The organism is Flavobacterium agrisoli, from assembly GCF_016522065.1.
Lineage (GTDB): Bacteria > Bacteroidota > Bacteroidia > Flavobacteriales > Flavobacteriaceae > Flavobacterium > Flavobacterium agrisoli.
This window is the reverse complement of sequence record NZ_JAEHFV010000002.1, coordinates 596,167-616,244: the sequence shown is the minus strand read 5'-3', so window position 1 is coordinate 616,244 and position 20,078 is coordinate 596,167. Positions and strand designations below refer to the sequence as shown.

Below are 20,078 nucleotides of genomic sequence, written 5' to 3'. Positions count from 1 at the left end.
GTCACAAAATTGATTACAGAAGATATAGTTGTAACAAGAACAATCTACTTTTTTTTATTTTGACCTGGCGCGTAAGCCTTAGCGCTTTTGCTACCCGACATTTTTTTTGGCTTGTCCAGGCGGAATTTTACCCGAAGAGGTTGTATGCACATGTGTACTACAACTAATTAAACTGGTTATTAAAAATAAAACCAAAAGTACGACAGCTACATATTTGGTGTGTTTTGTGTTTTTCATTGTGATTGGGGAAATAAGTTAAGGCATGCAAGTTAGTATTTTATTTAAAACGAACCCGTTTAAACAAAAAAGAGGCTATGTAAACACAGCCCCTTTTTGGAAATTAATTTGAAAAGTATTTTAATATTGATACGCTATTGCTTCTAATTTTGAATCAGTTTGTTTGGTAATAACCAAAAACGGCAATCCTTTTTCTGCAGCTTGTTTTTGCAAACGCAATTCGGCTTGTTTGATCCAATCGGCTTTTGATTGACCTTTTGGTTGGTGAATCACTGTTTTTAAGGCAACAGCCTGGTGTAATCCTGCTGTTTGTTCGTTTGCTAAAAACTGCACATTTTTGTATCCGTTTTTACCACTAACCTCAACTTTTGAGTTGTTTAAAATAACATCGTTTGTTGCTTTTTCAATTACTTTATCAACCGCATACGCACTAATCTCGTTTACGGTACTACTGCCTGGTAGTGAATAATAAACCGTATTGTTTTTGGTTGTAACGTAGTTGGCCTCGATTTTTTCGCCGTTTTGTTTAACAATAATATGCGTATCAGCAAAAATCAAAGTTGTAAATAAAGTAAGTGCAAGTGTGAATATCGTTTTCATAATGATTTAAATTTAAATTAATTGTATAAAATAATAGCCCAAAATATTGGGAAGGTTTTAAGCAACTAATTTAAATTCGGGAGGCGGATTTGATAAATCCATCGGTATTGATTTGGCTAAAGTATGAACCTTAAAAAAAGGTACTACCGAAGCAAGATTTACCTGAAAGTGAGCGGAAAAGGACGGTAAAAAATCGTATACTAATTCAAAAGTTTTGTCCTCAGTATCCGATTCACTTTCAGGTAATGCTTCTTTTTTTTCAATACTACTTTTTTCGGTAGTGGTTTTCAAAACAGACAACATGGTAGTACCAGCCCAAGGAAGAGCTAGCACCAAACAAATAAATAAAATTGCTATTTTTTGTGTCTTTTTCATTTTGAAAACCTTTAAAAAACAAATTCAAATTAACCTCTACGGAGACTACAATTTCAATTTTTGTCGCTTTTTATTTTGATGCAATATATTTCAAAAACCCAGTAAAATCAAGGTGTTTAACAGATTTTTGAGAAAAATACAGTAAAAAAATCAATATCAAAAAATTGACATTTTTAGGTCATTTCACCCTATAAAATAGACGGGTAAAACCCCAAATTAATTACCTCAAACAAAAACACCCCCTAAAAAGGAGGTGCTGTAGTTATTTTTATAATTTTCAGAATTAAGAAGGCGTTTTTCTGAAGAACATTTTTATCATAAAAAAGACGAATTTTATCAATTAATGACAGCCACAATCGTCCTTATCGCCACAGTTTTTTTTCTTTTTTGATTTCCAAAAAAACTTCCGAATTAAAAACAAAATGGCTAAAGCCAATATTAAAAAAGCAACAATTTCTTGAAACATATCTTTTTTATTAATGCAATACCTGATACGCAATTAAAGCCGTAACATAAGCAAATCCGCTCATTAAAACCAATTGTATAATTGGCCAACGCCACGAATTGGTTTCTTTTTTGGTAATAGCCAATGTACTAGCGCACTGCAAGGCAAAGGCGTAAAACAACAGTAAGGAAACACCACTAGCCAAATTAAATATTTTTTGTCCCGTAACCGGATTGACTTCTTCTTGCATTTTATTTTTAATTGTGGCTTCGTTATCGGTTCCTCCTACACTATAAATGGTAGCCAAAGTACCCACAAAAACTTCACGTGCGGCAAACGAACTAATAATAGCAATACCAATTTTCCAGTCGTAACCCAAAGGCTGGATAACGGGTTCAATAGCGCGACCCATGATACCGATATAGGAATTTTCGATTTTTTGAGACGCTATTTCATTTTCCAATTCCAATTCGGATAAATTTTGGGCTTCAAACTTTTCTTTTACAATAGTTTCAGCATTGTTAAAAGCTTCCCCTGGTCCGTACGAAGCCAAAAACCAAAGAATAATCGAAATGGCTAAGATAATTTTACCGGCTCCATACACAAACGCTTTTGTTTTCTCGATTACGTTAATCGCCACATTTTTAAACAAAGGCATTTTATAGTTGGGCATTTCGACTACAAAATAGGTTTTACCCGAAATCTTCAAAATTTTATTCAATACATACGACGATAAAATTGCCATTCCGAAGCCTAACAAATACAACAACATTAAGGTTAATCCTTGCAGATTTAGAATTCCAAAAATGCGTTTATCTGGAATTACCAAAGCAATAATAATGGCGTAAACTGGCAAGCGCGCCGAACAAGTAGTAAAAGGCGTTACCAAAATGGTAATTAATCGTTCTTTCCAATTTTCGATATTTCGAGTCGCCATAATGGCCGGAATTGCACAAGCTGTTCCAGAAATTAACGGCACCACACTTTTACCCGACAGCCCGAATTTACGCATGATTTTATCCATTAAAAATACGACGCGACTCATGTAACCGCTTTCTTCGAGCACTGAAATGAATAAAAACAAAAAGGCAATTTGGGGAATGAATATTAAAATTCCGCCAATTCCCGGAATGATTCCTTGCGAAATTAAATCGGTTAAAATGCCGCTTGGTAATTTTTCGGCCGCAACTGCGCTCAAATCGGCAAAAGTTGTATCAATAAAATCCATTGGAAGTGCCGACCATTCAAATATCGATTGGAAAATCAAAAATAAAATGGCGAAAAAAATCAGGTATCCAAAAAACTTATGGGTTAAAACACGGTCTAATTTCGAACGAAAATCGCGTGCAACCGAAGCATCAACCTGTAAACCCTCTTTTAAAACCTCATTAATAAATTGGTATCTTTTGATGGTTTCTTTTTGTTGCAAACGCTTTAAATCCGAATGTGAACGCGTAAAAGTACTCCTAATTTCGTTGCGTTCTAATTTTAAAAAATTCACATCTTGCGTAATTACCAACCATAATTTGTACAACAATTGATCGGGAAAAGTACTGTGTAATCGTTTAAAATATTCGGGGTCGATATTGGAAACTATGGTGCAAGGTTCACACGAAAGCGTTTTGTAAGTAACTATCAATTCTTTCAAAGCTTCAATTCCTAAACCTTTGCGAGAGCTCACCAACGCAATTTTAGTATTCAAGCGCTCTTCTAACTTTTCGATATCTAAAGTAATTCCTTTTTGCTCCATTCGGTCGGCCATATTGATGACTAAAATGGTCGGAATTTCAAGATCTTTAATTTGGGTAAACAGCAACAAATTACGCTTTAAATTTTCGACATCGGTCACCACCAAAGCTACATCGGGATATAATTTGTCGTTTTTATTAAGCAATAATTCGATGACCACACTTTCGTCCATCGAGCTGGCATTCAAACTATAGGTTCCGGGTAAATCGAGAATATTGGCTTTAAAATTATGGGGTAATTTGCAAAAACCCATCTTTTTTTCGACCGTAATTCCGGGATAATTTCCAACTTGCTGATTAAGCCCTGTTAGCTGATTAAAAACCGAAGTTTTACCCACGTTAGGATTACCAATTAAGGCAACATTTATATTTTGTACGCTCATTATAAGTGGACTTCAATAAGTTCAACTTCAATTTCGCGAGCTGTTTCAATCCGAATAGCCACATGAGAACCGTTAATATCCAAATACAAAGGATCGCCAAATGGAGCTATTTGCAATAATTCGACATTGTTACCAGGCAAACAACCCATTTCTAGTAATTTTAGGGGCACTAGGTCAATATCAAAATCCTTTATAATGGCTTTATCGCCCTTTTTCATGGTGTGAATAGTATGTCTCAAGCTTATTTAGATTGAATTTAGATTGCAAAAATAGGGATTTAAAATGTATTGCTCCGTATTTTAACGGAATACATTCTCATAAAAATATCTAAAAAAAGCCTGAATCCTAAATAGAAACAGGCTTATAGATTAGTATAAAATGATTTACTCCTTCTCGCTTAAAAAGTCGATATCGGCTAACAAACGTTGAATTTCTTCTTTTTTAGTCCCATCATAAAAACCGCGCACCCTTCTTTTTTGATCGACCAAAACAAAATTTTCGGTATGTACCATATCGTAAAGTTGGTCGGGTCGACCCAATTTAACCGCTAAATACGACTTGCGTGCCATTTCATAAATTTTCTTTTTATCACCCGTTACCAAATTCCATTTGCTGTCCACAACACCGTGTTTGATGGCATACGCTTTTAAAACCGGAATACTATCTGTTTCCGGGAAAACCGTATGTGATAAAAGCATCACTTTTGGATTATTTAAAATCGCCGTTTGCACTTCAGCCAAATTAGTCGTCATTTTAGGGCAAATGGATCCACAAGTGGTAAAAAAGAAATCGGCTACGTAAATTTTGCCTTCGTAATTTTTCTGTGTAATGGTATCGCCATTTTGATTAACAAACGAAAAATCAGCAATTGTATGGTACTTGCTTTTGTATTGAATGGTGCTGTCTACCAATTCCGGATTTACATCAGCAGGGTTGTAAATGGGTAACGTTTTTGCAGGTTTTAGTTGCGAATAAATTAAAGATAAAGTCACTATCGAAAAAATGATAAGTCCGATAAAGAACTTCCGATAGTGATAAAAAAGGGATTTCATAACTGTTTTATTTGCTGCAAAAATACGAAATCGATACGTTTTTTAAGTTTATTAGCCGCTAACTTTCTGAGTAGCTACGTTAATTTAGGTTGAGCACCTACCATTTTCCCTGATCGCATTTGAAAAACAGAATCAAAATAGTTAACCAATAAAATAAACAAAAAAAACCTGCAATCCATTTTACAGGTGCAGGTTTTTTTAAATTTGAATTAGTAAGTCTTATAATAGTAAATGGGGATTATAAAAATTTAGGTTTTACCACCAACATCAACCAAGCCCAATTTTGATTGCTTTTATCATTTACAATGCGGCTCGGTTCAAAGTATTGCGAGTAACCTCCTTTTATGGCATATCCTTTGAATTTTTTTCCTACTACAAAATCCAACTCTGTCCCCATATAATCTTTGGTTAACGATTGTTCTTTGAAATATAAGGCATCCAAACCTAAGGTAAAATCGTGTTTTAAATTAGCCGAAATTCCCGCATGAAAATCGACCAAACCATTTGCGTTGGCGTAATTACCTACATAAAAACGATCCATGGTTCCGTTAAATTTATGATTGGTTCCGTATAATGGAAAAAATCCCATTGAAGTTGCGCTTTCTTTTCCTGAAATAATTTCGGTTCCTACCGAAGCACCAAAAACAGAACTCAGTTTAAAAGCCGCATCCAAACTCAACAAATAAGCATTATCTACCTCAACATCGTTCAATCGGTAACCATCTTGCAAATAGGCATTGGCACTTAATTTTACAACTTTTAAAGCATAATCCATGTGTAATCCGCCTGTTTTCAAAAATGATTTATTATCCGAAGCCAGTAAAGGACCAGCGCCATCGGGATCGGTTCCATCCTGAAATTCATTTCCTAAAAGCAACACACTCAAATTAAAAGCACCGAATTTTTTATTAAAATGTCCGAATACCATGTTTTTATACGAAAAAGCGGCAGCGGTATTGTAAATATTGTCTTGTCCATCTGAATTAAAAGCCAATCCAAAATCGATTGCATATCCGCCGGTATTAACTTTTAAAACACCAACATCATGCGTTCTGGCTTGTTGTGCCCAATCTAAAGCACCTAAAATACGTTGGTCATCATACGAAAGTTGTTGACGCCCGATTTTAAAAGAAGACTCCTTTGTCAATCGAAGATCGGCCCAAGCTTCTTGAACTCTAAAATTACTGTTGCCATTGGTTGCTGTTTGGGCACGATCGCCAAAAACAAACACTTCTTGAAACAATAAATAGGTATTGATAGTTTCTGTTTTATACCCTACTCCCAAGGCCGCTCGCACGTCGGTACGCCAATATCCTTCGGAACCTTCAAGAGCCGTTTTAGAAAATCCGTTGTTACGTAACTCCGTTCGAGGTCTAAATTCGCCTTCTAACGAAAAAGGCGATTTACTTTCTTGAGCAAAAATGGTGGCTTGAAATGCCAAACTGGCTGCTAATGCTATTTTTGTTAATTTCATGATTTTATTTGGTTTAGTATTTTATAATAATAGGTTAGTTACTAGTGGTTAATGTTCTAAAAAATCGATTAAATGTTTGCGATAAATATAATAATTTTCTGACTCCAAGATCGCTTTTCGTGTTCTAGGACGTTCAAAATCAATAGCCAAAACATCGCCAATTTTGGCTTTAGGCCCGCTGGTCATCATTACCACGCGATCGGCTAAAAAAATGGCTTCGTCTACGTCGTGTGTAATCATAACCGCGGTAATTTTTTCTTTGTTCCAAATGTCAATTAATACGTCTTGCAGCTGTCCTCTTGTTAACGAATCTAACATTCCAAAGGGTTCATCAAGCAATAAAACTTTGGGTTTAATAGCAAAAGCCCTTGCAATACCTACTCGTTGCTGCTCCCCTTGTGACAATTCGGATGCTCGTTTGTAAAAGGCACTCTCCATGCCAACCTTATACAAATAGTATTTGCAAATGTCCTCTCGTTGCTTTTTTGTTGCCTGCGGATATACTTTTTTTACCCCCAACATGACATTATCAATTGTGGTGAGCCACGGCATTAAACTCGGTTGCTGAAAAATAACGCCACGGTCGGGACCTGGACCTGTGATGCCTTTTCCGAGTACCGAAATATGACCGCCCGAAATTTCGTTTAAACCAGCCATCATACTTAACATCGTGGTTTTTCCGCAACCCGAATGTCCAATAATAGTTATAAATTCTTCTTTTTTTATTTGAAGATTTAAGTTTTCCAATACCACATACTCGCCATTTGGAGTGGGATATACTTTTTTCAAATTAACCAAATCCAACATAATTTGACTTGATGGAGCTGGCTGAATAGTTTCTTGTATGATTGTTTGCATGTTTTCTGGTTTTAAAATTCCCAACGTAAATCTTTCGGTTCTAGGTCTGGCAATTCGTAGATTGCTTCCGACTGACTCGCCACTTCGTTTCCTAAATCCATTAAATATTCGATAATGGCGTTTCGGGTATGTTTGAATTCGTCATCGTCATTCAATGCTGTTTTGTCTCTTGGTCGCGCAATATTCACTTTAAATTCGGGACCCAATGTAGCGCGAGGACCTGGTTTTAGTGGAATTATCCTATCGGCCATGTATAAAGCTTCGTCTACATCATTGGTTATTAACAAAGCCGTTCGTTTGTTCAATTCCCAAATTTTAAGAATTTCATCTTGCAAATTACCGCGAGTTAAAGCATCCAGAGCGCCCAAAGGTTCGTCCATAATAATCATTTCGGGATCCATTACTAAGGCTCTCGCCACTGAAACACGTTGTCGCATTCCGCCTGATAATTCTTTCGGATATTTGTGAATAGCGTGAGATAAACCTACCATTTCTACATATTTTTTTATACGCTCATCTTGCTCTTTTTTAGTCATTTTAGGAAATGCTTCGCGCACAGCCATTGCCACATTTTGGTATACGGTTAACCAAGGCAAAAGCGAATAATTTTGAAAAATAACGCCTCGTTCGTGACTGGTCCCTTCGATGGGTTTGTTTTTAAAAAGAATAGTGCCCGAAGTAGGTTCATGCAATCCGTTGATTAAGTTTACCAAGGTCGTTTTTCCGCTACCCGAAAAACCAACAATCGCTACAAATTCGCCTTCTTCAATATTCAAATTGATGTTGTCTAACACTTGTCCTTCGTATTCTTTCGCCGGATTGTATGATTTACAAATATTTTTTAATTCTAAAATTGCCATAACATTTTTTTTAGTGGTTTACATAGCTCCTTTATCAAAAGAAATCATTTTTTGAATGAACAACATGATGCGATCTAAGGCAAATCCGATAAGTCCGATGACAAACATGGCCACTAAAATCTTCGAATTCGAATCCATGGCGCCATTTTGAAATTCTTCCCAAACAAAAGAACCCAAACCTGGCGATTGCGCTAATAATTCAATCGCAATTAAAACCATCCAAGCAACAGATAAGGTGATACGTAATCCGGTAAAAATTAAGGGTAGAGAAGCGGGTAAAATAACTTTAAAGATTTTTTGAACGGGTCCTAATTTTAACACTTTGGCCACATTAATGTAATCTTTATCCACCGTTGAAACCCCCATAATGGTGTTAACCAAAGTAGCCCACATGGCGCATAATCCGACAGAGATGAAGGAAATTAAAAAGGAACTGTCTGAATCGGAATTTTTGTTCATGGTTTTTACAATCATAAACACTAAAAGCAACCAAACTACAGGCGAAACCGGTTTGAAAATTTGTATAATCCAGTTAATAGAAGAACGCAAAGTTGGATTTAATCCCAAAATAATTCCGATAGGCACGGCGATAAACATGGCCAATAAAAACCCAGCAAAAACAGTTTTTAAACTCGTCAAAATTTGATCTACAAACGAAGGGCGTCCGGTATAAACAATAGGTTTTAATCCTTGTGCTTCGCGCGATTCGTTTAGCGTAGCCGTTTTTTCTTTAAAGGCTTTTTTATCGGCTGCTATGCGTTTATGGTCGGCTAATAATTTTTTGTATGCGCCAAAAACCTGACTTGGAGAAGGCAATGTATTGGGTTGGCATTTTGGTTCGCCCGATTCCATACATACTTTCAATTTTTGAGCCGCTTCTTCTCCTTGATTGATTTTAGTGGTTTCTATTTTATAAGCCGCTTCTTTTTCGTAAAGACTGTTAGAACCCATTTGCCAAAGGCCGATAAATATAAAAATGGAGGCTATTGGGGCTACAATTCGTTTTAAAACTTCTTTAAAATTTTTTTTCGGTTCTTCGTTTGTAAGCAATCGAATAAGTGGTTCCATAAAACCCAATCCTATTTTTTTGAATACTTTAATAATGGCTTCTTTCATCTTTTATCTTATTTTTCGGTAATGCAATTGGTTTTTGATCTTTGCGTTTTTTTAATCGATTTTATTGTGGGTCACGTACCAATCGAAAATCAATCTCTCTCGATACGTATTGCCATTCTTCGGTAGTTCTTAAATACCCAACCAAGTCATCAAATCTATTCGACTCATTGGGTTTAAATTCAAACCAGGTTAAAAAATCAAATGGTTCCCCTAAATCACGGGCATGATACAATTTTCTGGAAATCGACTTTAAAAAAGGAACGCTGTAACCGATATGTTGGGACTGCTCTTCGAGAATTTTTCTTCGCTCAGCTTGCGTTAACAACCACCATTCAGCTACTTTTTGAATCGGGATAAAAGCAGCATAGGTAGCTTCGGGTTTTCCTAAAACAGCGGGTGTTTCGTCTAAAATTATTTTTTCATTTCGATTGGTGTACCTCAAGTTGCTTCCAATTCCGCTTACAATCCAGCGGCTTTCAACAATTGGCAAACTCTTATTACAAGGCTCAATTACAATTCTGTTTACCTGTTCTAGCCGCTCTCCTTTTAAGGTAGATTGCGATAAAACTTTCCAAACTCCAGTGTCTCCACCTATAAATCGGGTTAAGGTTTCGTTGGTCATCGTTTTTTGTTTTCGTATTAGATTGAAACAGAATTGCAAAGGGCACTTTTTTAAACATTAATCTTTGTTTCCAATTTTAAAAGAATTGATGTATTCGATTGGTTTTTTACCATCGTATGAATTACCATCAATAAAATCGGTAGTTGCTGGTTTATATCCGTCGGTTTGAGGAATATCTGCTTCAGGCATTTTTCCTTCTTTTACCAAAGCATTAGCTGCTTTAATCCAAATATCCGGACGGTAAATTTCTTTGATTTTAGAGGCATACCAAGCCGCTTCTTTTTTCTCTGGAATTTGTCCCCAACGACGCATTTGAGTCAAAAACCAAATACCATCTGAGTAAAAAGGATAGGTTGCATTGTATTTGTAAAACACATTAAAATCGGGCATTTTGCGTTTGTCTCCTTTTTCAAATTCAAACGTTCCGGTCATTGAGTTTGCTAATACGCTTTCATCAGCTCCTACATATTCGGGTTTTGACAAGATTTTAACTGCTTCGGCTCTGTTTCCTGGTTCATCCAACCATTTTCCCGCTCTAATAAGTGCTTTGGTAACTGCCACAGCCGTATTTGGATTTTCGGTTACAAACTTTTTAGTCATGGCAAAAACCTTTTCGGCTTTGTTTTTGTAAATATCATAATTGGTTACAACAGGCACTCCAATTCCTTTAGCAACCGCTTGTTGGTTCCAAGGTTCACCCACGCAATAGCCGTAGATCGTTCCTGCTTCAAGAGTTGCAGGCATTTGAGGCGGAGGCGTTACTGAAAGCAATACTTGAGCATCAATTTGACCTTGAATGTTATCGGCAGAGTACATTCCGGGATTAATTCCGGCTGCCGCCAACCAATATCGTATTTCGTAATTGTGTGTAGAAACCGGAAACACCATTCCCATTTTAAACGGTTTTCCTTCGTTTTTATAAGCTGCAATAACTGGTTTCAAGGCTTCGGCCGAAATAGGGTGTACTGGTTTTCCATCGGCACCTATTTTTACATGTGGTTTCATGGCTTCCCAAACTTTGTTCGAAACCGTAATGGCGTTTCCGTTCAAATCCATTGAGTAAGCCGTTACCAATTCGGCTTGTCTACCAAAACCAGAGCTAGCTGCAATAGGCTGACCGGCCAGCATGTGAGCACCATCTAACTGACCATCAATAACACGGTCTAAAATATTCTTCCAATTGGATTGAGCCTCAATGGTTACAAAAAGCCCTTCGTCTTCAAAAAAACCTTTTTCTTTAGCAATCGCCAAAGGAGCCATATCGGTTAATTTAATAAACCCGAAAGTAAGCTGTGGTTTTTCGATAGCCAACTTTTCTGTTGAAACTCCTTCGGTAGTAGCTTCTGTTTCTCCCTTTTTTTTGTCGCCTCCACAAGCTACCATCGCAAAAGCGAAAACACTTAGAAAAGCTGCTTTAAAAAATTTGGTTTTCATAACTTATTAGTTTTAGTTAATTACGTATTTGTACTTATTTTTAGCAAATGTATATACGTATTTTATTTAGATGGGTATGGTTTAGACAGTATTAATCCACTTTTTTAATAGTTTAAAAAATGTGTTTTGGCAGTTTTACATAAAAAACCTAGTAAAATCAATACATAACAAGTAGTTTTACTTACGTAAAATTTGAAAATTCACCTTGAAAAAAGAACTAATTTGAACTAAAAAAAGGCTCATTTTAAAAAAATGAGCCTGAATTGTTATAAAAAAACTACGTAGTTGCTTAACTATCTAAAAAGAAATGGTGTTCGGCAATTTCTTTTTTGAGTTTTTCAAAGTTTAAAATGGTAATGGTTTTGGATTTGGTATAAATGAGTTTTTCTTTTTTGAGTGCCGATAAAATTCGGATCACTTGCTCGTCCGAAGTTCCGGCGTAATCGGCTAATTCTTTGCGCGATAATTCGAGTTCTATCGTATTATTTAAAGGGTTTCCAAATTTTCGAAACAAATAAAACAACATATCGATTACTTTCTCGCGAACCGTCATTTGCGACATGGTTTTCACTTTTGTCTCGCTACGATTAAGTTCTTGCGCATAAAAAATCATGAATTCGTAGGCGACTTTGGGAACATTTTGCAAAACAGTTGCCAACATACTTTTAGAAAAATTACACAAAATGGTATCCTCCAAAGCCGTTCCTCCAATTTGATAGGTTTCGCCCGTTCCAAATCCACGATGCCCAATGATTTCGCCTTCTTTAGACAATCGTAAAATTTGTTCTTTACCGTTGTATCCCGTTTTGAGCACTTTTACGGTGCCTTTATATACAAAATACAAACCGTTTACAGGAGCGCCTTCCATAATAAACTGAGCGCCTTTTTTGCATTGTACAGTGTGTTTTTGCTGAATTAATTGCGCATCAAACGCTTCGATGTGCTCGATGTTTTTCTTAATCAAACAATTATCATTTCGGCAATCAATACAACTGTAACTCATTTGTTTTGCATTTTAAGGTGTAAATCTATAAAAAAATAGCGAACAAACTAAGTATAAATACGTAAAAAATAAGTAACTACACTTAGAATATGAAAATTTTATAAGATTAAAATTCCGAATTTGAAATCCATAAAATATTCTACGCTTAACATTCAATTTAAAAATTTTTGTATTTATTGAATTAATAACGTTTTTTATCAAAATATAATAATAAGTTTGTGAAGCTTACTAAACGTTATATAAAAATGAAAAAACAAACAACAAAACAGTTGTTTTATGCGATTCCTGCATTCCTCACTTTTGGATTTGCACACGCACAAAACAGCGCTGCCTCAGAACCAGGTATTAACCTATCGTACATGAACAAATCGGTTCGACCACAAGACAATTTTTTTGAATTTGTAAACGGAACGTGGTTGCAACAAACCATTATTCCAAGTGACCAAACCAGCTGGGGCGGCTTTAACGAACTGCGTTTAAAAACCGATAAAAATGCTTTGTCACTGCTTAACGAAGCCTCTAAAAGCAACCAATACAAATCGAATACCGATCAAGGAAAAGCCATCAATTTGTACAATACCATTTTGGATACAGTTGGTAGAAACAAAAACGGAATTGCTCCTTTACAGCCGTATTTAAAAAAAATAAATGCCATTAAAAACGTTCAGGATTTGCAAAAATACTTGGTCGAAATGGAACCAAAAGGCGGTGCCGGATTCATAGGTATTTATGTTGGCGCTGATAGTAAAAACAGTAACCGAAATGTAGTTTCTATTGGTCCGGGAGGATTAGGCTTACCAGACAAAGATTATTACAATTCTGACGATAAAGATTCGAAAGAGAAAAGAGAAAAATACCAAGCACATGTGGAGCGCATGTTGGCTTTTTTAGGCGAAAAACCAGCTGAAGCCAAAACAAATGCTGCTGCAATTTTAGCTTTGGAAACCGCAATGTCGGCACCTCGATTAAATCGTGTAGAACGTAGAGACCGCAGAAAGCAATACAACCCAACAGCGGTAAACGATTTAAACAAAATGATTCCTTCTTTAGATTTAAAGTCGTACCTCGCTAACATCGGAATGGCTAAAATTGACACGGTTATTGTTTCGCAACCTCGTTATATGGAAGCTTTGGATGTTATTTTAAAAGAGAATAACGTTTCGGCTTGGAAAGAATATTTAAAATGGCAACTTTTGAACCGATCTTCATCGCAGTTAACTACCGCAATAGAAGACGCGAATTTTGCATTTTATGGCACTACTTTAACCGGTGCAGAGAAAAAACGCCCTAGCGACGAAAGAGCCCTACAAACGGTAAACCGTACTATTGGCGAAGCTTTAGGTAAATTATATGTAGAAAAATATTTCCCAGCTGCTGCAAAAGCAAAAGCTCAGGACATGATTAAAAATGTAATGGCTGCTTACAAAGTCCGCATTAACAATTTAACCTGGATGTCGCCTGAAACCAAAGCCAAAGCGATTGAAAAACTGGAAAAATTAACCGTTAAAATTGCCTATCCCGACAAATGGGAAGACTACAGCAAATTGGAAATTAAAAGTGTTAAAGAAGGCGGTTCGTACTTTGAAAACAGCAAGAATTTGGCGCAATGGCATTTTCAAAATGATTTAGAAGACTTAACCAAACCGGTAGACAAAACCAAATGGGGCATGTCGCCACAAACCGTAAATGCTTATTTCAATCCGGCTTATAACGAAATTGTATTTCCTGCTGCTATTTTGCAACCGCCGTTTTACAATTATCAAGCCGATGAAGCTGTAAATTATGGTGGAATTGGTGCTGTAATTGGACACGAAATCTCTCACGGATTCGACGATTCGGGAGCACGATACAACGCCGATGGTAATTTAGTTGATTGGTGGACAGCCGATGATTTGAAACAATTTACTGAACTAGGTAGCGCTTTAGCCGATCAATACAGTGCTCTAGAACCGCTTCCGGGCATTCATGTTGATGGGAAATTTACTTTAGGAGAAAACATTGGCGATTTAGGTGGTGTAAATGCCGCTTACGATGGATTGCAAATGTATTTGAAACAACATGGAAACCCTGGTTTAATTGATGGTTTCACTCCAGAGCAACGTTTCTTTATTTCTTGGGCGACCGTTTGGAGAACCAAAAGTCGTGATGAAGCTTTAAAAAATCAAGTAAAAACAGATCCGCACTCACCGGGTATGTTTCGTGCTGTGATTCCGATTCAAAATATGGATGCTTTTTACCAAGCATTTGATATCAAGCCAGGAGACAAAATGTACGTAGCTCCAGAAAAAAGAGTTAAAATTTGGTAATAATCAAAATCGTCCCACAATGTTGGGACGATTTTTTTACATTTTAAACTTAAATTCATAATCTAAGATATGTTCCAAACGAGTACTCGAAATGGTTTTATAAGCCATTGATTTTTTCTTGAGAAACTTCGGAACTTTGACTTTTAATTCCTTCGCTTGCTGCGTATAAAACGATTTACGAGTAGGATGATTTGGCGCTACTGCGTTAAAAGTTTCGCCCCAACATTGCTGGGTTATAACCTCATCAATAATTCCCAAACAATCGTCTAAATGAATTAGATTTATTGGTGCATCAGCATCGGTATTTTGCTTTGTAGCCAAAATAGTTACCGGATTTCGATCGGGCCCTATTAAACCACCAAATCGCAAAACCGTAGTTGCAAAATGGTTGTTTTTTTGAAGTAATGCTTCTACTTCAAGCATTTGTTTGCCACTTTCGGTATCGGGTTCCAGCGGACTTTTTTCGGTAATCAATCCTTCTATCGATTTTCCGTAAACCGAAGTAGAACTGATAAAAAGGACGTTTTCTATTTTTGATTTTTCTATCTGAGGAATTATTCCTTTGATTTTATTGGTAAAACTTTCAGCTTTTTCGGCTCGCAATCGAGGTGGAATGGCTATAATGAGGGCTTGACTTCCTTTTAAAAAAGCAGTCATTCCTTTGGGTTTTTTACCTTCTTCTAACTGAATTAAAAAAGATTTTATTCCTTCTTTTTCTAAAATTTCTAATTTCTCAGATGAGGTGGTACTTCCATTTACCTGATATTTTTTTTCAAGTAACATTTTACCTAGTGGTAATCCTAGCCAACCACATCCTAAAATACTAATTTGTTTTTTCATGGTGTGTTTATTGGCGGAATCAAAATACTGTCGGTTGCGGTACTATCAACAGGAACAGTGTTTAGGATATAAACGCGAGTAGGATCATTTTCAACAGGCCGTGTTTTTATTTTTTGCTTAATGACTACCGCATCATTCAACACAAAAGGCGTTGGCATCATCCAATCGGCTCTTTTTTCGATTGAAAACAACGGATTCGAAAGCAAATCGAAAGAACTTTCGACTAAATCCATATCAAAAATGGTGTTTTTTTCAATATCAAATTCCATTTCCAATGGTTCGTTGTTTGCGACATAATAACTCACTATTTTTTTTCCTTTTCGCTCTAAAACTATTCCTTTTTGATTTAAAGAGGAAACCCCATTTGCTTTAAAATGATGGAATGTCATTTTCGGATTGGCAAAAATATCATATCGATTTACCTTGCGGTTTGGGACAATTTTAATTTTCAAATAACGGCGATTGCCTCGAATGGTGTCTTTCAGAAAGAATATGGACGGCGCCAAAAGTGTCTTCTTTTCGGCATCACGAGCATACGTAAAACGTGTATTGTATTTACTAAAGAAAGGAAAAAGGTTTAAATCGGTTGCCTTTTCTGGATTTTGCCCTAAATATTTTTGAGTCCATTCGTCTAAATTAACATCATAAGTAGCCCATTTGGCAATTCCGGTATCGGCATTGTACACATACAATAAACTATTTGATTTGGCTTTTCCGGCCTCATAACCCGATTGAAGGTGTGCCAAAACAAAACAGCCAATTGCTACTATAAAAAAGCCCATAGTCCAAGCGCCCTTTTTTTCGAAACTCCCAAAAATAGGCAATATTAAACCAAAGGTTAAAGCCGTTAAAATTGCACTTCCAAACATGATTTTTAACCCCAATCCAATTGGAAACATTTGAATAAAAGGCACAATAATCAATAATGCGGGTAAGCTAAATATTAAATTAAGAAATAGCGAATTACCCTGAAAAAGAGCAAAAAACGCCAACAAAATTAATCCGAAATAAACGGGAATAATCAAAAATCCGGCTCCTGGCAATACATTTGCCAAAATGGCATTGAGGACAATCCAAACCAACAAAGGCGCTACATAATGGTTCATTGTCCATTTTACATCCGAAAAATAATGGTAAAAGGCAAAACAAATAGCCAAACTTAACATTACAAAAGCCGCCATATAAGCATGACCATTATATGTAAATCCGTTTAAAAAATCGTTGTATTGCGGATAGAGAAAAGTTAAAAGTTTCCAGGCCATCATGGTAACCAAACCTACCATAATCGTCGATCCTAAAAAAGGAATAAAGCCTTTTAGAATTTCTTTCATTACAAAAATGCGCTTGGCAAAACCCAACAGTAAAACCAATAACAAAAGTCCCGCAGCTATTAAAGTCATGGGCAAAACCCATGCAAATGGATAATGGATAAATGCAAATGGAATTGAAAAATACACCTCATCCTGATTGGTTTGTAATTTCGTTAAATTGGTATTGGCAAAATAACGCAGTAACGGCATTAAATACGTTCCTTGGTGTGTAACCGAATTTGGATCGATGTGTTGGATATCATCTTGTTGGGTGTGGTAATTGTAATGCCCGTCAATAAAAGCAAAATTAAATCCTTGAATATTACCTTGTTCTCTAAAAACCGTTAAGTCGGTATCATTGGGCAACATTTTGTATACACTATACATCAACGAATTCGAAACGGGATATTTAACCCCGGCAGCCTGAAAACTAGCCACCATCGCTTCATTTCCCTTAGTGGTTTCCATCAACATATAACTCGGTCCAGCCGAACCTCGTGCCTCAAAATTAATAACTAACCCCACTTCTTTTGCCCATTGATGCTCGGTTACAAAAAGTGCCGCTCCGTTTAAACCTAATTCTTCGGCATCGGTAAATAAAATAATAATATCGTTTTTATGCGGTTGTTTGTCGTAAATAAAAGCTCGAACACCTTCTAAAATAGTGGCCACTCCCGAAGCATCATCGCTCGCCCCTTTTGACATCGAATGAGGTGCGCTATCATAATGCGATAATAAAACCAACGCTTTAGAATTTTGCGTTCCTTTAATTCGGGCCATAATGTTTTTAGACTTTACCAAATTGCCCCAATCGCTCATGGTATATCCTTCTTGAATATGGGTTTCTAAACCCAATTCGGTTAATTCGGATTGAATGTATTTGGCCACCACATCGTGATTAGAAGAGCCTACGTAATGCGGTTTTTGGGCAATATTTTGAATATGCTCCATAGCGCGATCGGTTGAAAACTCAGCAAGTGCTTCGTGACTTTTAGAATCCCAACGAGGCATAATGGTTAGATAGAATAAACCTAAAACACCTAAAATAAAAGCTATAGCGATGGAGGAAGAAAAATTATTTTTCATAGTACTATTCGAGGCTAAATTTCTTTTTTAACAAGCATGTAATAATCATTTTCTAACAACCGATAGCCTTGATCGTATAAAAAATAATACGTATTGCCCGTTTTAGTTCGCAAAATGTTGGTAAAAAAATCAAAATCAAAACCTTTGCTCAAGAGTTTGTCACGACTTGTTTTTCCTTTACCATCGGCGTTCAACTCAGACAAAATGCGGTAATTTTTACGCAGTTTATTATTAATATTACGCATAAAATTAGTGCTGTCTTTGTTCATTTTATTGTTGTAAGCATTCCGACAACAATCCGAACAAAACTTTTTATCTTCGCGACCAACTATTTTTTCGCCACATTCTAAGCAAGCTTTCATTTTTCAATCTTTTTGATATCGTACAAATCGGTTCTTCTGTCTTTTAAAATACGTACGCTTCCGTGTTCGTGCAATTCTTTCAGCAAATCCAAATTAACATCTACAATTAACGTCATTTCGGTATTAGGAGTGGCTTCGGCTTTGATTCCGTTACTCGGAAAAGCAAAATCCGAAGGAGTAAACACAGCCGCTTGTGCGTACTGAATATCCATGTTGTTAACTTTTGGTAAATTACCCACACATCCGGCAATAGCCACATAACATTCGTTTTCGATGGCACGGGCTTGCGAGCAATGTTTAACACGGGTATAGGCATTTTGAGTGTCGGTTAAAAAAGGTACAAACAAAATATTCATTCCTTCGTTAGCCATGATACGAGACAATTCTGGAAATTCTACATCATAACAAATCATAATTCCAATTTTTCCGCAGTCGGTATCAAAGGTTTTAATTTCCGAACCTCCTTTCATTCCCCAATGGTGTACTTCGTTGGGGGTAACGTGTATTTTGGTGTACATTTCCGAAGTTCCGTCGCGTTTGCACAAAAAGCCTACGTTATATAAATTACCATTTTCTAAAAGCGGCATGCTTCCGGTAATGATATTAATGTTGTATGAAATAGCAAATTCTTGGAATTTTTTTCGAATAGAATCGGTATATCGAGCCAATTCACGAATGGCTTCTGCCTCTGTTAAATGATTATAATCGGCCATTAAAGGTGCAATAAATAATTCGGGAAACAAGGCAAAATCGCTGTTATAACCCGAAACCACATCAATAAAAAACTCAGACTGCTCAAATAACGCTTCAATATTGCTTAAAGAACGCATTTGCCATTGAATCAATCCCAATCGAATTACGCTTTTATCAAGGTTGATTAATTTGGGGCTTTCGTCATAATAAATATTATTCCACTCCAACAAAACGGCAAATTCTTTAGAATCTTCATCGCCTTCGAGGTAATTTTTAATAACGCGCAATACATGAAAATCATTGCTCAATTGAAACGATAAAACCGGATCGTGCAGTTCTTTGTGTTTTACTTTTTCGATGTATTTTTTGGGCGACCATTTTTTAGCATATTGTCCGTAATTCGGAATGCGTCCGGCAAACACAATCGATTTTAAATTCAATTGTTCGCACAACTCTTTTCGCGCATCATACAAACGGCGACCCAAGCGCAAACCACGATAATCGGGATGAATAAACACATCTATTCCGTATAAAACATCACCCTCTGGATTGTGAGTAGAAAAGGTATAATTACCTAAAATCTCCAAATAGGTATGTTTTTTATCGATGCGTTTTTCGTCTACAATCAACGACAAAGCCGAACCCACCACTACATCATCCACTAAAATCACCAATTGTCCTTCGGGAAAAATAGCTAATAATTTCTCAATTTCGTCGGGTTTCCAATACGAATCGGCCATTTCTGGATACGACTTAATCATGGAATTTTTGAGTTGTTTATAGTCTTCAAAAGCCAAGTTGCGTAACTCTACTTTATTTATTTCTTTTTGCATAGTCGTTTTATAAGTTATCCTTCAACCTAAACAAATCGTATTTTGCTTTTGTATGATAAAGTATCATGGCAATTTTAGGTTCGAAATATTCTGAATTCTTTTTTGCTGTTTTTTATATTATTCCAATTGGTGATTGCTGACTTAAATCGAGAATATTCCCTTCAATAGTAGATTTTATTAAATTCCAATACTTGTGGAGGGTTTAACTAGTTACAAAATGTTGTACTAATCGGCCATCTATTTGAAAAGTCAGTAATCTCTCAAATATACAAAAAACAGTATCCAATTACAAACGGTTACAAATATGAAGAAGAGCTGAAAATATTAGTATTTGGTAATGCTTAAATGGGATGGATTTCATTTCGAATTAATGAAAACTTAGCGAAGTTTCTTATTTTGATTAACACTCATTTTAGATAATGAACTCTAAACAAAATCAAT

General features: G+C 36.2%; 19 protein-coding genes. 1 reads left to right on the top strand and 18 read right to left on the bottom strand.

Features of this window, described 5'->3' with window-relative positions; all coding sequences use genetic code 11:
* Positions 1-90: 90 nt before the first annotated feature.
* From I5M07_RS07700 to I5M07_RS07635, 14 genes are all read right to left on the bottom strand, one after another.
* Complete coding sequence (locus I5M07_RS07700) at positions 91-237, bottom strand: hypothetical protein (protein WP_233621982.1); 147 nt, start codon at positions 235-237, stop codon at positions 91-93.
* A gap of 120 nt (positions 238-357) precedes the next feature.
* A complete protein-coding gene (locus tag I5M07_RS07695) occupies positions 358-837 on the bottom strand; it encodes a hypothetical protein (RefSeq protein ID WP_200105637.1) in 480 nt (159 codons plus the stop codon).
* 57 nt (positions 838-894) lie between these two features.
* Positions 895-1,212 (bottom strand): hypothetical protein, encoded by a 318-nt coding sequence (locus I5M07_RS07690; RefSeq protein WP_200105636.1) that lies wholly within the window; start codon positions 1,210-1,212, stop codon positions 895-897.
* Between the two features lie 340 nt (positions 1,213-1,552).
* Complete coding sequence (locus I5M07_RS07685) at positions 1,553-1,678, bottom strand: FeoB-associated Cys-rich membrane protein (RefSeq protein ID WP_200105635.1); 126 nt, start codon at positions 1,676-1,678, stop codon at positions 1,553-1,555.
* Positions 1,679-1,688: 10 nt separating this feature from the next.
* A complete protein-coding gene (gene feoB, locus I5M07_RS07680) occupies positions 1,689-3,788 on the bottom strand; it encodes a ferrous iron transport protein B (RefSeq protein ID WP_200105634.1) in 2,100 nt (699 codons plus the stop codon).
* Positions 3,788-4,027: a FeoA family protein gene (locus tag I5M07_RS07675; protein WP_200105633.1), complete on the bottom strand. Its 240-nt coding sequence runs from the start codon at positions 4,025-4,027 to the stop codon at positions 3,788-3,790. The genes feoB and I5M07_RS07675 overlap by 1 nt, the downstream gene beginning before the upstream one ends.
* Before the next feature lie 144 nt (positions 4,028-4,171).
* Positions 4,172-4,840 (bottom strand): SCO family protein, encoded by a 669-nt coding sequence (locus tag I5M07_RS07670; RefSeq protein ID WP_200105632.1) that lies wholly within the window; start codon positions 4,838-4,840, stop codon positions 4,172-4,174.
* A 238-nt stretch (positions 4,841-5,078) separates the two neighbouring features.
* On the bottom strand, positions 5,079-6,314 hold the full coding sequence (locus I5M07_RS07665) for an alginate export family protein (RefSeq protein ID WP_200105631.1): 1,236 nt from the start codon (positions 6,312-6,314) through the stop codon (positions 5,079-5,081).
* 48 nt (positions 6,315-6,362) lie between these two features.
* Positions 6,363-7,172 (bottom strand): ABC transporter ATP-binding protein, encoded by an 810-nt coding sequence (locus tag I5M07_RS07660; protein ID WP_200105630.1) that lies wholly within the window; start codon positions 7,170-7,172, stop codon positions 6,363-6,365.
* A gap of 11 nt (positions 7,173-7,183) precedes the next feature.
* On the bottom strand, positions 7,184-8,032 hold the full coding sequence (locus I5M07_RS07655; protein ID WP_200105629.1) for an ABC transporter ATP-binding protein: 849 nt from the start codon (positions 8,030-8,032) through the stop codon (positions 7,184-7,186).
* Positions 8,033-8,050: 18 nt separating this feature from the next.
* Positions 8,051-9,148 (bottom strand): ABC transporter permease, encoded by a 1,098-nt coding sequence (locus I5M07_RS07650; RefSeq protein ID WP_200105628.1) that lies wholly within the window; start codon positions 9,146-9,148, stop codon positions 8,051-8,053.
* A 61-nt stretch (positions 9,149-9,209) separates the two neighbouring features.
* Complete coding sequence (locus I5M07_RS07645) at positions 9,210-9,770, bottom strand: chlorite dismutase family protein (protein WP_200105627.1); 561 nt, start codon at positions 9,768-9,770, stop codon at positions 9,210-9,212.
* Between the two features lie 57 nt (positions 9,771-9,827).
* The gene (locus tag I5M07_RS07640) at positions 9,828-11,204 is read right to left on the bottom strand and encodes a CmpA/NrtA family ABC transporter substrate-binding protein (RefSeq protein WP_200105626.1); all 1,377 of its coding nucleotides are present in this window, start codon (positions 11,202-11,204) and stop codon (positions 9,828-9,830) included.
* Between the two features lie 289 nt (positions 11,205-11,493).
* Positions 11,494-12,207 carry a Crp/Fnr family transcriptional regulator gene (locus tag I5M07_RS07635; protein ID WP_200105625.1) on the bottom strand — a complete coding sequence of 238 codons (714 nt, stop codon included), beginning with the start codon at positions 12,205-12,207 and terminating at the stop codon, positions 11,494-11,496.
* Positions 12,208-12,452: 245 nt separating this feature from the next.
* Between I5M07_RS07635 and I5M07_RS07630 the strand changes: the two genes are divergently transcribed.
* Entirely contained in the window at positions 12,453-14,513 is a 2,061-nt protein-coding gene (locus I5M07_RS07630) for a M13 family metallopeptidase (protein ID WP_200105624.1), read from the top strand.
* A gap of 36 nt (positions 14,514-14,549) precedes the next feature.
* Here I5M07_RS07630 and I5M07_RS07625 read toward each other — a convergent pair whose 3' ends face one another.
* Genes I5M07_RS07625 through I5M07_RS07610 form a run of 4 tightly spaced genes read right to left on the bottom strand, consistent with a single transcriptional unit; the run spans position 14,550 to position 19,637 of the window.
* Positions 14,550-15,353 carry an SDR family oxidoreductase gene (locus I5M07_RS07625; protein WP_200105623.1) on the bottom strand — a complete coding sequence of 268 codons (804 nt, stop codon included), beginning with the start codon at positions 15,351-15,353 and terminating at the stop codon, positions 14,550-14,552.
* Positions 15,350-17,749 (bottom strand): M28 family peptidase, encoded by a 2,400-nt coding sequence (locus tag I5M07_RS07620; protein WP_200105622.1) that lies wholly within the window; start codon positions 17,747-17,749, stop codon positions 15,350-15,352. Before I5M07_RS07620 ends, I5M07_RS07625 begins: the two co-directional genes overlap by 4 nt.
* Positions 17,750-17,763: 14 nt before the next feature.
* Complete coding sequence (locus I5M07_RS07615) at positions 17,764-18,111, bottom strand: hypothetical protein (protein WP_200105621.1); 348 nt, start codon at positions 18,109-18,111, stop codon at positions 17,764-17,766.
* Positions 18,108-19,637, bottom strand: coding sequence for a bifunctional GNAT family N-acetyltransferase/carbon-nitrogen hydrolase family protein (locus I5M07_RS07610; RefSeq protein ID WP_200105620.1), 1,530 nt, complete (start codon positions 19,635-19,637; stop codon positions 18,108-18,110). The genes I5M07_RS07615 and I5M07_RS07610 overlap by 4 nt, the downstream gene beginning before the upstream one ends.
* Between the last annotated feature and the right edge of the window lie 441 nt (positions 19,638-20,078).

Bases quoted from the DNA above. Each gene is read 5' to 3' on its own strand.
- I5M07_RS07700 (WP_233621982.1), bottom strand. From the start codon at position 237: ATGAAAAACACAAAACACACCAAATATGTAGCTGTCGTACTTTTGGTT.
- I5M07_RS07695 (WP_200105637.1), bottom strand. From the start codon at position 837: ATGAAAACGATATTCACACTTGCACTTACTTTATTTACAACTTTGATT.
- I5M07_RS07690 (WP_200105636.1), bottom strand. From the start codon at position 1,212: ATGAAAAAGACACAAAAAATAGCAATTTTATTTATTTGTTTGGTGCTA.
- I5M07_RS07685 (WP_200105635.1), bottom strand. From the start codon at position 1,678: ATGTTTCAAGAAATTGTTGCTTTTTTAATATTGGCTTTAGCCATTTTG.
- feoB (WP_200105634.1), bottom strand. From the start codon at position 3,788: ATGAGCGTACAAAATATAAATGTTGCCTTAATTGGTAATCCTAACGTG.
- I5M07_RS07670 (WP_200105632.1), bottom strand. From the start codon at position 4,840: ATGAAATCCCTTTTTTATCACTATCGGAAGTTCTTTATCGGACTTATC.
- I5M07_RS07665 (WP_200105631.1), bottom strand. From the start codon at position 6,314: ATGAAATTAACAAAAATAGCATTAGCAGCCAGTTTGGCATTTCAAGCC.
- I5M07_RS07660 (WP_200105630.1), bottom strand. From the start codon at position 7,172: ATGCAAACAATCATACAAGAAACTATTCAGCCAGCTCCATCAAGTCAA.
- I5M07_RS07655 (WP_200105629.1), bottom strand. From the start codon at position 8,032: ATGGCAATTTTAGAATTAAAAAATATTTGTAAATCATACAATCCGGCG.
- I5M07_RS07650 (WP_200105628.1), bottom strand. From the start codon at position 9,148: ATGAAAGAAGCCATTATTAAAGTATTCAAAAAAATAGGATTGGGTTTT.
- I5M07_RS07645 (WP_200105627.1), bottom strand. From the start codon at position 9,770: ATGACCAACGAAACCTTAACCCGATTTATAGGTGGAGACACTGGAGTT.
- I5M07_RS07640 (WP_200105626.1), bottom strand. From the start codon at position 11,204: ATGAAAACCAAATTTTTTAAAGCAGCTTTTCTAAGTGTTTTCGCTTTT.
- I5M07_RS07635 (WP_200105625.1), bottom strand. From the start codon at position 12,207: ATGAGTTACAGTTGTATTGATTGCCGAAATGATAATTGTTTGATTAAG.
- I5M07_RS07630 (WP_200105624.1), top strand. From the start codon at position 12,453: ATGAAAAAACAAACAACAAAACAGTTGTTTTATGCGATTCCTGCATTC.
- I5M07_RS07625 (WP_200105623.1), bottom strand. From the start codon at position 15,353: ATGAAAAAACAAATTAGTATTTTAGGATGTGGTTGGCTAGGATTACCA.
- I5M07_RS07620 (WP_200105622.1), bottom strand. From the start codon at position 17,749: ATGAAAAATAATTTTTCTTCCTCCATCGCTATAGCTTTTATTTTAGGT.
- I5M07_RS07615 (WP_200105621.1), bottom strand. From the start codon at position 18,111: ATGAAAGCTTGCTTAGAATGTGGCGAAAAAATAGTTGGTCGCGAAGAT.
- I5M07_RS07610 (WP_200105620.1), bottom strand. From the start codon at position 19,637: ATGCAAAAAGAAATAAATAAAGTAGAGTTACGCAACTTGGCTTTTGAA.